Source organism: Prevotella sp. TF12-30 (assembly GCF_003436715.1).
Taxonomy (GTDB): Bacteria; Bacteroidota; Bacteroidia; order Bacteroidales; family Bacteroidaceae; genus Prevotella; species Prevotella copri_A.
In genome coordinates this window covers 152753-164365 of sequence record NZ_QSQJ01000004.1, presented here as the reverse complement: position 1 = coordinate 164365, position 11613 = coordinate 152753, and the positions used below count along the sequence as shown (strand labels likewise).

The window sequence follows — 11613 nt, the reverse complement described above, 5'->3', positions numbered from 1 at the left end:
AGGAAAATGTATATGAAGATAAAACATTTGTTATTTTTTTATTCCTGTGACTTTTTTGGTCGCATGTGAAGGGACTGATTTAATCGAGCCAGACAATGTGTCGAAAGAACAGATTTCCACTCAAATAATTTATAACCCGACAAAATATTCAAAACAAAAAGGTGATGTCTTTGTCAAAAGCAGTTTGCCAACAACAATGGCAAAGCAAATACCTAATGCCTGCGTAACATCAATTATGGAGTATGCAAACAATAAAGTTTTTGGTGGAACAGTAAATGAGGGAGCGTATATTCTATATTATACACAGACATATAATTCAAATCCTTTGATTGATGGTGTTTCTTTGGATTATATCGAGCCTTTTGTAACACATTTCTTTAAAACTCAAACATTTACAAATTATAAGTCTGCAATAGATGCCAAGCATCCCGTCATGACTGATGTAAATAGCCAAATAGAAAGCTCTACCTATAATGTGTTATGTGTAGGATATAACTCCAATACGGGTGCTGCTATTTATATGGACCCTGAGCTTGCTTGTATGTACTCAGTTAATGCTGGGTATTTTTTACAAGATTATAATATAGTATTAACAGGTATAAAGTAATTAAATAAATATGAAGTTGATTTTTAAATATTTTTTTATTTCTCTATTGTTCCTAAATGGGCAATTAGTTCATGCACAATCATTTAAAATCGACAGCTTAAAAGGTAAAAAATGGGAGTTGCAATTGCCAAAAGGAAAGTCTTATACTTCGAGTCTTATATTCAAAGATACGACATACACAACTAGTTTCTCCTTTAATGGACAGACTCATACTATAGAGAAGCCATACTTAATACAGCAGGAAAACGTAGAAACATTTTATGTTATTTTTCCATCAGAAGGAAAGGGTACAAAAACTTTCCCTGTTAAGTTTAAAGTTTTAGAATTTACCGACAAGTTGCTAAAATTGCAAAATACAACAACAAATGTTGTAAATACGTATTTCGCAAAATAAACAACTAGTAGATTGTAAAGTCTAAAAGTTTAGTAAGGCACGTGTGATATTTCATCAATCATCAGTATGTGACGAACGACGTTTTACTCAACTTTTAGACTTTACAGACCACTAGTAAGACAGTGCTTTTTGCAACATATTTCTCTGTTTGATATTTTTTGTTTAATAAAATTCTTAGATTCATTATTTTTTTTGTATTTTTGCAGCCGAAAAGAGTTGTTAGGCAGCAAACGTATGCAGATTGCAGAATTTAGAACTGTTGCTAAATCATTACCTCTGTTGAGGTGAAAAACTCATAAATAGTTCATTTTTAGCTATTCGGCTGATTTTAGCGTAATTTTTTTAGAAAACAGGTTTAATGATTGATGCTTTTTTCGAAAAAATAGGTTTAATGATTAATCCTATTTTTCCTAAAAATCCTATTGGAAAAATTGCCGTATCTTTGCCCCGTAATCAGATGATAAGTCTGGTTACGGGGCTTTTTCATGTACCGAGGAAACTGGTACCATTTCGAAGTTTCATGATGAGCCTGATGTAGAATATAATTTATGTTTTAGATTAGTTTAAAGATTAGTTTTAAAAGTTAGATCATGAAGGAAAAAATGAAAATCGTTAAGCTCCTTGCCACCCAGAGTGGAACGAGCCAGCAGACAGGTAAGCCTTGGAAATCTCGCGAGGTGGTTGTTGAGAGTGTGCAGAATGCAATGCATCCCGACCAGTATGTTGCCCGACTCTTTGGTGAGGCGGTGGATAAGTTTACGGCTCAGGAGGGTGAGGTGATTGGCATCGAACTCCGCCACAGCGTAAGAGAGTATAACGGCCGCTATTATGGCGAGACAAGCATCGCTGACTTCGAGCAGGTGCAGCCGTTTTAAGGGTGATTAGCAGAAAATTAAAGCATTTTACTAATCACAAAGTTCAACCTCAAAATTAAAAGTATCATGTATATTAAGGTACAGATTTCAGACGAAGTGTATAAGGCTCTTGTAGCCAGTGGGAAACGCAAGAGAGGCTCTATAGCCCTGGTAGGTCCTAAGGAGGGCAACTTCAATGCCTTCTCCAGCGGTAAGGTGAGAACCAAGCCCCGCAAGTTTGTCAAGCTGCCTCATGGGGTGGCCAGTGTAGATGAGGATTATGTGAGACTGCATCTCAACATCAACCGTCAGGAGACCGATATTGAGCCAGCCGAAGCCATCCGCTGCGAGAGTGAGGATGCGAGTGAATTTATCTTTAACAATCGCCTATGAGTTTCGGAATATCCAATAGTGTAATGAGCCGGGTGGTGCAGGTTTGCACCCCCGAGCTCTTCCACCAGGCTACCAGGAGCAGCGTGGTGAAGGATGTTTGTTCGCAGATAGCTGATGCGCTGGAGAGCAAGCGTCGTGGCGAGATGAATAACGAGGATTTCGAGACGCTGAAGACTCAGCTCAAGAAGCGCCTTCCGATACTTACTCCTCATGCCACCTTCAGGAATGGCCGCAGATGCAACAGTGATGCCATCCCCAGCGGCTTTTCCATCTATGATATCGACCATATCCCGAATCCTCGTGGATATTGGGAAGAGAAGAAGAAGCTGCTTTCAGAGAAGAGGCTGGAGGTTATGATGGTTTCCGGGGATTTGCAATCCCCGGCAAGCAAGGAGCCAGCCAGCTCTAAGCAGATAAACACAAGCAAGGAGCCGGCCGACTCTAAGCAGATGATCAGCGTTCTCGATCTGATAGTCCTGGTTCACGTAACTCCTTCTTCCGAGGGCTTGCGCCTCGTTTTCATCATTCCTGATGGTATGTCGCTGGCTGATGCCCAGAAATGGATGTCGCAGCAGCTGGGAGATGAGGAATATGATGTATGCGTGAAGGATCTAGCTCGTCCGTCTTTCATTGTTCCCGAAGACTATATCCTCTTTATCAATAATGAGGAATTGTTTAAGGAAAGAATCGTTACATACTCCCTTGCCGGGGATTGCAAATCCCCGGAACACCTGGCGGGGGCAAATCATCAAGTTCAAAGTTCAAATCTCAAAGTTCAAAGTAATTCAGATGTTCAAGACAATCGACTTCCGGGCACTCACAGCCATCCTGCTGTTTCTTCTGGCTCTGCTATTCAGCCTGCCCAATCTGGTGATAGCAATGGTACTGCTGCTGGTAATCTCAGCCCTGCTGGAGCTCATCCTGATGCTTGCCCGGAAATCTTCCCCACGGAGTACCAAGGCATTCCCTATTATCAGCTCATCCGCAAGCTGATAGAACTGCTTGGCGGCGAGCCGGAGCACGGATCCCGTAATTCCTTTATCTTTACGCTTTCCTGCTATCTCCGCTACCTTTGCGATGACAATCCGGCATGGATCAAGCAGATCATCCCCATCTTCGGCGAAGACCAGAAGCGAGCCTTCACCACCGTGGAGAGTGCCTGCAGCAGAAAGCAGTCGCACCGCATGCCCAGCATTGTGCGTACAGCCATCAAACTGGCTCAGGAGGCTGACAGCAAGGCGAGGGGAGAGGGAAGCTATGATGATGAAGATTTCGGCGATATCCATAATCCCGAATCCTATTTCTACAACATCCATCAGATGCCGCAGAAACTGCCCAAGCTCATCAAGCTCCTCATCTCCAAGACGCCTTCCATCTATCGCCCTGCGGTATCTCAGGCTGTATTTCCGCCGCTTGCTTCGCATCTCCTGGAAACCCGATTCCGCTATATTGATAATGTAGAGCACGAAGCAACACTATCGTCAATCCTCTGCGCACCGACAGGAAGCGGAAAGGAGGCGATTACCCAACCGATCAACAGAATCATGGCGGATATCAGAAGACGTGACGCCGAGCAGCGTGAACGTGAAAGAAAATGGAAGGATGAATGCAACAGCAAGGGTGCCAACAAGGATAGGCGTGAACGTCCGGAAGGGCTTGTGATACAGGAGGTAAACATCGATATGACCAATCCTGCATTCGTGCTCCGCATGAAGGAAGCTGCGAATCATTTCCTCTATGCCAAGGTAAACGAACTGAACCTCTTCGATGCCCTCAAGGGCAAGACCAACCAGCATTTCCGCATCATGGAGCTGGCTTTCGACCTGGGCAATTACGGACAGGACCGAGTGGGCACCCAGAGCGTCACCGAGACGGTGAAGGTACGTTTCAACTGGAACGCCTGCTGCACTCCCAAGAAGTGCAGAGATTACTTCCGCAAGGTGGTAACCGATGGACCTATCTCCCGCATCTCGTTTGCCACCATCGAGCGCCGTCCCTGCGGTTCGGATATCCCCGTATATGGCACCTATGATGCCGCCTTTGATGAGGAACTGAAGCCCTACATCGACAATCTCCTGAAGGCGAGAGGGCTGGTAAACTGTCCGCAGGCTATGCGCCTTGCCAAGACTTTGGTGGAGGAAAATGCCGAGTTTTCGCGTCTCTCTCAGAACTATGTCTTCGAGAATCTGAGCTTTCGTGCCAACGTCATTGCCTATCTCAAGGCGTGCGTGCTCTATGTGGCCAATGGCATGAAGTGGGAGAAGTCGATTGAGGATTTCGTGAGATGGAGCGAGCGGTATGATCTGTGGTGTAAGTTGAAATTATTCGGACAGATGATTTATGATGCCGACAATGATGGCTCTGATATCCGGAAGACCTCGCCAAGAGGACCGATGAATCTGCTGGAGCTTCTGCCTGATGAATTCTCGCTCGATGATTATGTAAAGGTGAGACAGAAGGAGGGTTATGAAGACAACATCTCGAAGGCGAAGGTAGCGCTCAGACAATGGGAGCACCGGGGATATGTGGTAAGGATAGAGCGTGACAGTGACAGTTACAGTTTTATTTTCCGCAAGTTGAAGTTTCTGAAAGGTTCATCCTCCACTTCTTCCGGATCATCCTCCACTTCTTCTTCTTAGTAGTAATTAAATAATCTTATGCAAGTAGTAATTAAATAATCTTATGCTTATGGAAATAGTTTTAGAACGAATAGCCAAGAAAAATACTTATACCATCGGCAGACTGTATCTGCTTGCCGATGGTGATGTGATTCGCAAGTCGCTTTCGGGCAAGCGAGCTGGTGACAAGCGCAGCTTCAGACATAGTTTTGATATGCAGAAGTTGTCTGATGATACCTACTTCTGTGATACGATGGAGCCTACCTGGCGCAATCTGAAAGGGGTGGATCTGAAACCTCAGGAGGTGAATGCCAAGTATAGCAGGGTAAGCGGCAAAGTGGCGAGGAAGATTCCTGGCCACACTGCTATCCCCGAGGGTTCGTACCGCGTGCTCATCACATTTTCGCCCCGTTTCAGGCAGTGGCTGCCGTATGTGCAGGGTGTGCCCGGTTTTGAGGGCATCCGCATCCATGCCGGCAACTATCCCGACGATACCCAGGGCTGCATCCTGGTGGGCGAGAACAGGCTGAAGGGCATGGTGGTGAACTCCCGCATCTGGCTCACCCGCCTGATGAAGCGGATAGATGAGGCGCAGCAGCAGGGAGAAACGGTTTGGATCACGATTATCTGATTTCTAAAAAAGTTGGTGGGCTTCATAAAATGAAGGTCACCAACTTTTCTGATATTGCTCCACAAAAGTTTGAGGAGTCATGATTTTAATTTGTTGCTTATCTTTTACTCCATCGAAATCCTTGATATTGATAGTTAACAATACATCGGCATCACAATTTAAAGCAGCCTGATACTGGTAACTGTCTTCTAAATCTTTAAACTTATCATCTATTACCCCTTGTTCTAGCCCTGCTTTTGAAGCTGTAACAATTTGAAATGTATCAAGAATACGAAGCAATATTTTCCGCTCGTTTACCAAACGCTCGGGGTTATAGATATTCATTCTTCTCAATTGTTTGTCTACCAAAAATGTTATGGTATAGAATCCCCCCTTCTGACAAAAACAGAGTATTTTTGTCAGGTGATAATTTTATTATTTTAGCGACTGCTTCGAATTGCAGTCTTTTTTCTAAAAATTCCGCAATGATATTAGTATCACAAAAGATTTTCATATTCCGTATTTTTCTTCCAGATACTCATCACGAAGTTCCTTGTCACTCTTGTCTGAGGCAAATATACCAGCTAATTCGTCCCAACTAAACATCTTTGAGGAATTCAACTTCTGGGTTTCCTCAGCCTTAGGTGCTTCTACAATAATCTTTAGCAAGACCTTGTTTACCCAATCTTCGATATTGAGTTTGTCTTTTCTTGCAAATATTGCAGCTTTGTCATATACTTCCGGTCTTAATGTTATTGTTGCCATAATCAATATATTTATATTTAACAATGCAAAACTACAATTTTTTCTTGAAACTACCAAGAAAATCATAGAAAAAAATAGGGCTTTCTAAAAAATGTATCTAAAAAGTTGGTGGGCTTCATTTTATGAACCCCATCACAAATCCCCAACCGAAAACGAAGGAACCCGATTCTGAATCTCTATGATTCGGAACCGGGCTCCAGGACTTAGTATCGAAAAAAATTAAAAATAGTCTTACTTGAAGTATCTCTTGTAAAGACCTGCGAAACCTGCACAGTGGCGAGCCTCGTCCTTAGCCATCTCATGAACAGTATCGTGGATAGCATCAGAACCCTGCTCCTTGGCAAGCTTGGCAATGCGGAACTTGTCCTCGCAAGCACCCTTCTCAGCAGCGATGCGTGCCTCGAGATTGCTCTTGGTATCACCCAAAACCTCACCCAGCAACTCTGCAAAGCGAGATGCATGGTCAGCCTCCTCGAAAGCATAACGCTTGTAAGCCTCTGCAATCTCTGGATAACCCTCGCGGTCTGCCTGGCGAGCCATTGCAAGATACATACCTACCTCGCCACACTCACCTGCAAAGTGATCCTTCAAACCCTTGATAACCTCCTCATTGACGCTATCCTTATATGCCTGACCGAGAACGTGTACAGTAGCGAATGTCAAATCATCATCCACTGTATCTTCCATCTCCTTGAACTTGCTGGCTGGAGCTTTGCAAATAGGGCACTTCTCTGGTGCCTCAGTACCCTCATAGATGTAACCACAAACGGTGCAAATAAATTTCTTCTTCATAATGTTAATGTATTAAAAAATGTTCTTGTATTGTATTATCTTATTACTATTAAATCTCTTGTCTGACGAATCATTTCGGCTTTCTGTTCCAGTTAATTCGTCTTCTTCTCCATCTTCTTGGCGCAAGCTGAACAGATGCCCTTGTAGTAGAGCTGTTCCTCCTGCACGATGTTGCCATCTATCACCTTGGTCTCTGTTACCCGTGGTGCTGGCTCATCGAAGAGGTCGATGATCTTGCCGCAGTTCTTGCAGTAGAAGTGAACGTGTGGCTCGATGTTGCCATCATAGCATACGCGATGCTCGTCGATGGTGATCATCTGGGCTGCATTTACCTCACTCAGCATGCGGAGCGTGTTATACACTGTGGTACGGCTTAGGGTCGGTACCTTGTTCTCCAAAGCTTTGTAAACATCTTCGATGTTTGGGTGGGTAGGGTGCTTGATCAGGTAGTCCAGGATTGCCAGTCTCTGTACTGATGGTCTGATGCCTTTCTCTACCAATCTGTTGTAAGCTTCTGTTTTTTTCATATTCCTATCTCTTGATTGATTTTTACGTTTGCAAAGGTAATGAATTTATTTCTATCTACCAAATAATTCTGTAAAATATCCAAAATAATAGGTATTATTTTTAGATAATTTACAGAATTAAATGTTTATTCACAAAAAAAGAGGCTATTTTCCGGTCTTTACGCCCAGGAATTTATCTACCATCATCAGCTGGTTGAGCTGGAAGGCTGGCTTGCATGCCTTCTTTGCCTTGAGCTTGATGGTGAAGAGATCGCGGGTGCCCTCTACGGCTGGCTGCTCCCCGATGTTGACGAAGGTAGGGTAGAGCACCTTGCTGCCATCTGAGTGCAGACGGTCCTTGGTGAGGTTCTCCATCTTGCCCATATCCTTCACATCCACTCCGATGAACTCGTATTCGGTGGCGTTGTATGGCAGGGCGAAGCTCAGGGCATTGAGCGATACGAGACCCTTGCCCTTTACGGTGAGGGTGATGGTTTCGCCTGCCTTGTACACCTTCTTGTCGGCTGCGAGACTGATGCTGCCCTCTACGGCTGGCACCTTCTTGCTGCTCACTCCGCTCTTGAGCTGGGTAGCCACCACGGAGATATCGTAGGCGTCGATGAGACCGTTGCCGTTGATATCGCCCTTGCTTACGTAGCCCTCGAAGTCCTTGTCGCCCCTGCGCAATCCGCAGTAGTTGAGGTAAGAGGTGAAGTCGTTCTCGTCGATGCGTCCGTCGTGGTTGATGTCGCCAGCCTTCTCCATCTTGCTGCCCGGAACCTTGAATACGTACATCTCGGCACCCGAACCCATTCCGCCTCGGGCTTCCTCTACGGTCATCCTGATGTACTGAGCCTCTGGGTTGCCCTGGAACTGGTATTCCTTTACGGCATTCTCGTTCTTCCAGTCGAAGCTTCCGGTCTCGGTCCAGTTGATGCCGTCGTTGCTGATGGCGAACTTGCCCTTCTGAATCTGTCCGTTGGTCTCGCGCTCAGAAGCCGGGAGATAGTGAATCTTCTCGAGCTTAGCGATGCCGTTGAGGTTGAGGGTTACATCGAATGGCAGTACACCTTCCTTCTTGTAGTAGTCGGTATGCCAGAAGTTCTTCTCGTTGAAGTCGAACATCTTCGAAACCTCCAGGCCTTCCCAGTCCTTCGTAGAGTTGGTGGCTGTGATGTTGCGGATGGCTTCATCGAGAGGGTCCTTGATGGTATGCGCCTGAACGGTGGCCCATTCAGAAACGCCGTCCTTGTTCACGGCTCTCACCTGCACCTCGTAATCGGTTTCCGGCTTCAGGTTCTCGATGGTGAACTCGTTGCTGCGGATGGTGGAATGAATCACGCCATCCACCTTTACCTCATAGTAGTCGGCGTTGGCCTGCTTGTTCCAGGTAGCCACCAGCTCGAATGCCTTGTTAGGGCTCTGGCTGTCCTTCATCGTTACCTGAGGGGCTGCGAGGGCACCGGTGGAGTGGAGCAGCACATCGGCATCATCCATCTGATAGCCGTCCATGCGGAGCTCTACGTCGTTGGCAGTGATGTTGGTCTTCGCCAGTCGCACATAAACCATCGGATTCTTGCGGATATCCATCTTCTCGAAGTCGCTGCCCGGTGTGGCGAAGCGGTTGAGCTGAGGAGCCTCGTCGAAGAACCATGCATTTCCGGTTTTGCGGAGTTCATCGAGCGAATTCACCTGGGTCAGCTTCACGCTCTTTCCGCCAATCTTCGCCGCCAGCTTCTTAGGCATCTGGCTCAGATTGATGCGCAGTTCTGTAGCCTGGTTCTTCTCCTGACCCTGGAAGTGGCCCGTGGTCTTGTAGATGTGTACCTCGAGACGGTCCTTCTGCAGGGAAGAGGTGATGTGGGTGGTGGCGTGCTCGCCCAGGCGGTAAAGCTCGGTCTTGCCGTCGTCATCATAGAGGGCGTAATGGGTTTCTCCGTATGGATAGAGTTCGAAGATGCGCTGGGTGTTGTCTATCTGCGATACGTTGTTGTTAGGATTTACCATCGGGATGATGGCGCCTCGCTTCACGAAGACAGGCAGTTTCCAGTAGGGAGCCTCAAACTCGTTGATGATTCTTCCACCTTTATATATATGTCCGCTGAAGTAATCCACCCATTCGCCCTGAGGCAGGTAGATGCCGTTGCGGATGTCGTTGCCCTCCTTATCCATCTTGGTTTCCTTGTAGATAGGAGCCACGAGGAACGATGGACCGCACATGAACTGATACTGTGTTGCCTTGCCCAGGGTATAAGGGTTGGCTTCGTCGAGGAACATCGCTCTAACCAGCGGCTTGCCGGTTACTGCCTCGTGGGCTGCTGTGTAGATGTATGGCATCAGCTCTGACTTGAGCTTCAGATACCAGCGGTTGACGGAAGTAACCGGTTCGCCCAGGATATGAGGATACTTGGCATTGCTGCCCCAGCCATCCATGTTCAGACCCATTGCGGTGAAGGCCTTCCATTCGAACTCTCGCATGTTGACGATCGGATTCTTTCCGCCGAAGATACCGTCGTTGTCGCATGTGATGTTGGAGATACCCGAGAGTCCGGCGCCTATGAAGGTAGGGATGTGGAAGCGGATATACTCCCAGTCGCCGCCCGTCTGATCGCCCGACCAGACGGATGCATATCGCTGTGTACCAGCCCATCCATCGAGCGAGATGATGAACGGACGGGCATTCCCGCCATAGTAAGGCATGATCTGAGCCACGTCAGCCACACCGTTCAATCCGAAGGAATAGCCGTCGCCTACCCAGGCCACATCGGTCTTGAGCACTCTTACGCCAGCGGTTCCCACCTCCTTCACGATGTCGCGCTGCAGGAGCGCCTCGATGCTGTCTTTCGGATGCAGGTCAGACTGGGTCCAGAGTCCGATTTCCACACCGTGCTTGCGGGCGTAATCACCGAATTCCTTCAGGTTCTGGATGTTGCCGTCCAGGGTACTCTCCTGACCGTATCCGGCTCCGTATCCATCGTTTGGCAGGAACCATCCCAGCGGCATATCGTGCTTCACATATCGGTCGATTGCCGCACGTGCAGAGAACTGGTAGTTATTCTTCTCGCCATTCAGTGATTCCTTGATTCCGGTCTTGTCGCTGGCACTCTCCTTATACGTCTTTCCATCCTCGAACACCATGGTTCGACCCTTGTCGGCCTCCTTCCAGTAGTCGCGGTTGTAGGCATTGAGATGGCCCTCGTAGAAGCCGAACTTAGGGAGGAGTACAGGGTTGCCGGTGAGCTGGTAATAGCCATCGAGCAGATCGGTAGGCTTTTTGCCCACCATGAAGAAAACGTCTAAGTTCCTGGATTCGTGAGAGAGTTCTACCTTTCCGTTTTGGGTAGAACCGAAGTCGTAGAGACCTGGCTTGAAGGTGTACCACATGAAGCCGTAGCCAGCGGTTGACCAATAGAATGGGGCAGGGGAAGCCACTCCGCCATCTACCCAGTTGTTGGTGTTGACGATTTCGATTTTCTCACCCTTGTGAGAGAATCTTCCGTTCTGTACGCCGCCACCGAAGAAATACTCATCCGGCTGTTCGCGCAGGCTGAGGGTTACCTTTTCGGGTGTAAACTGTGCCGGAGCGCTCTGCTCTGCTACGGTCTTTCCGTCTTCAAGGTTGATGATTCTGAAGAGCTGGGTGGCCTTGTCGAAGATGACCTGTGCCTTGGTGGTAGAAAGGATGATGGAGTTGTCGTTCTCCTCTACCTTCACCTGCTTATGATTCAGGGCAGTGCGTGGATTATCCACCAGGATGCTCGCCTCAGGCTTTGCCTCGGGCGCTCTCATCACGCCATCGTTGTGATCTTCGAAGATACGGAAAACACTTTCGCCATAGAAATCTACGGCGACACGTTGCTGGTTGGCGAAGACAATCTCCACCAGCGTAGGATTGATTCTGAGAATCTGGACATCTCCCGCCTTCACGGTCTGTGAAGCCTTCTGGGCATCGGGAGCGGAAGGAAGCAGGGGAGATGATGCTGTGTTGGTTGTGTTGGCAACCATAGGCAAGGTTACTGCCATTGCCATCAGGTTGCCAACAGATAATTTCTTATAAATATTACTCATTTTTTA

11 protein-coding genes are annotated in these 11613 nt (G+C 47.2%); 6 read left to right on the top strand and 5 right to left on the bottom strand.

All coding sequences use genetic code 11. The annotated features are described in order from the left end of the window. Positions 1-97: 97 nt before the first annotated feature. From DXD25_RS03265 to DXD25_RS03235, 6 genes are all read left to right on the top strand, one after another. Positions 98-607 carry a hypothetical protein gene (locus DXD25_RS03265; protein ID WP_147327833.1) on the top strand — a complete coding sequence of 170 codons (510 nt, stop codon included), beginning with the start codon at positions 98-100 and terminating at the stop codon, positions 605-607. 10 nt (positions 608-617) lie between these two features. Continuing rightward, entirely contained in the window at positions 618-1001 is a 384-nt protein-coding gene (locus DXD25_RS03260) for a hypothetical protein (protein ID WP_117661776.1), read from the top strand. Positions 1002-1603: 602 nt separating this feature from the next. Beyond that, positions 1604-1876: a DUF3127 domain-containing protein gene (locus DXD25_RS03250; protein WP_158556278.1), complete on the top strand. Its 273-nt coding sequence runs from the start codon at positions 1604-1606 to the stop codon at positions 1874-1876. A 66-nt stretch (positions 1877-1942) separates the two neighbouring features. Beyond that, positions 1943-2248, top strand: coding sequence for a cell division topological specificity factor (locus DXD25_RS03245; protein WP_117661773.1), 306 nt, complete (start codon positions 1943-1945; stop codon positions 2246-2248). Then, on the top strand, positions 2245-4887 hold the full coding sequence (locus DXD25_RS03240) for a VirE protein (RefSeq protein WP_147327832.1): 2643 nt from the start codon (positions 2245-2247) through the stop codon (positions 4885-4887). Before DXD25_RS03245 ends, DXD25_RS03240 begins: the two co-directional genes overlap by 4 nt. Positions 4888-4936: 49 nt before the next feature. Further along, positions 4937-5497, top strand: a complete 561-nt coding sequence (locus DXD25_RS03235) for a DUF5675 family protein (RefSeq protein ID WP_117661771.1) — start codon at positions 4937-4939, stop codon at positions 5495-5497. A 36-nt stretch (positions 5498-5533) separates the two neighbouring features. On the opposite strand, the gene DXD25_RS03230 is transcribed toward DXD25_RS03235, so the two are convergent. The 5 genes from DXD25_RS03230 to DXD25_RS03205 form a co-directional block, all read right to left on the bottom strand. Further along, complete coding sequence (locus tag DXD25_RS03230; protein ID WP_147327831.1) at positions 5534-5821, bottom strand: hypothetical protein; 288 nt, start codon at positions 5819-5821, stop codon at positions 5534-5536. Positions 5822-5986: 165 nt separating this feature from the next. Further along, complete coding sequence (locus DXD25_RS03220) at positions 5987-6241, bottom strand: hypothetical protein (RefSeq protein ID WP_147327830.1); 255 nt, start codon at positions 6239-6241, stop codon at positions 5987-5989. 231 nt (positions 6242-6472) lie between these two features. Next, complete coding sequence (locus DXD25_RS03215; protein ID WP_117661767.1) at positions 6473-7033, bottom strand: NADH peroxidase; 561 nt, start codon at positions 7031-7033, stop codon at positions 6473-6475. Between the two features lie 92 nt (positions 7034-7125). Further along, positions 7126-7560: a Fur family transcriptional regulator gene (locus DXD25_RS03210; RefSeq protein ID WP_117661766.1), complete on the bottom strand. Its 435-nt coding sequence runs from the start codon at positions 7558-7560 to the stop codon at positions 7126-7128. Positions 7561-7704: 144 nt separating this feature from the next. After that, positions 7705-11607, bottom strand: a complete 3903-nt coding sequence (locus tag DXD25_RS03205) for a TIM-barrel domain-containing protein (RefSeq protein ID WP_233522171.1) — start codon at positions 11605-11607, stop codon at positions 7705-7707. Between the last annotated feature and the right edge of the window lie 6 nt (positions 11608-11613).

Bases quoted from the DNA above. Each gene is read 5' to 3' on its own strand.
- DXD25_RS03250 (WP_158556278.1), top strand. From the start codon at position 1,604: ATGAAAATCGTTAAGCTCCTTGCCACCCAGAGTGGAACGAGCCAGCAG.
- DXD25_RS03230 (WP_147327831.1), bottom strand. From the start codon at position 5,821: ATGAATATCTATAACCCCGAGCGTTTGGTAAACGAGCGGAAAATATTG.
- DXD25_RS03220 (WP_147327830.1), bottom strand. From the start codon at position 6,241: ATGGCAACAATAACATTAAGACCGGAAGTATATGACAAAGCTGCAATA.
- DXD25_RS03210 (WP_117661766.1), bottom strand. From the start codon at position 7,560: ATGAAAAAAACAGAAGCTTACAACAGATTGGTAGAGAAAGGCATCAGA.
- DXD25_RS03215 (WP_117661767.1), bottom strand. From the start codon at position 7,033: ATGAAGAAGAAATTTATTTGCACCGTTTGTGGTTACATCTATGAGGGT.
- DXD25_RS03205 (WP_233522171.1), bottom strand. From the start codon at position 11,607: ATGAGTAATATTTATAAGAAATTATCTGTTGGCAACCTGATGGCAATG.
- DXD25_RS03245 (WP_117661773.1), top strand. From the start codon at position 1,943: ATGTATATTAAGGTACAGATTTCAGACGAAGTGTATAAGGCTCTTGTA.
- DXD25_RS03235 (WP_117661771.1), top strand. From the start codon at position 4,937: ATGGAAATAGTTTTAGAACGAATAGCCAAGAAAAATACTTATACCATC.
- DXD25_RS03240 (WP_147327832.1), top strand. From the start codon at position 2,245: ATGAGTTTCGGAATATCCAATAGTGTAATGAGCCGGGTGGTGCAGGTT.
- DXD25_RS03260 (WP_117661776.1), top strand. From the start codon at position 618: ATGAAGTTGATTTTTAAATATTTTTTTATTTCTCTATTGTTCCTAAAT.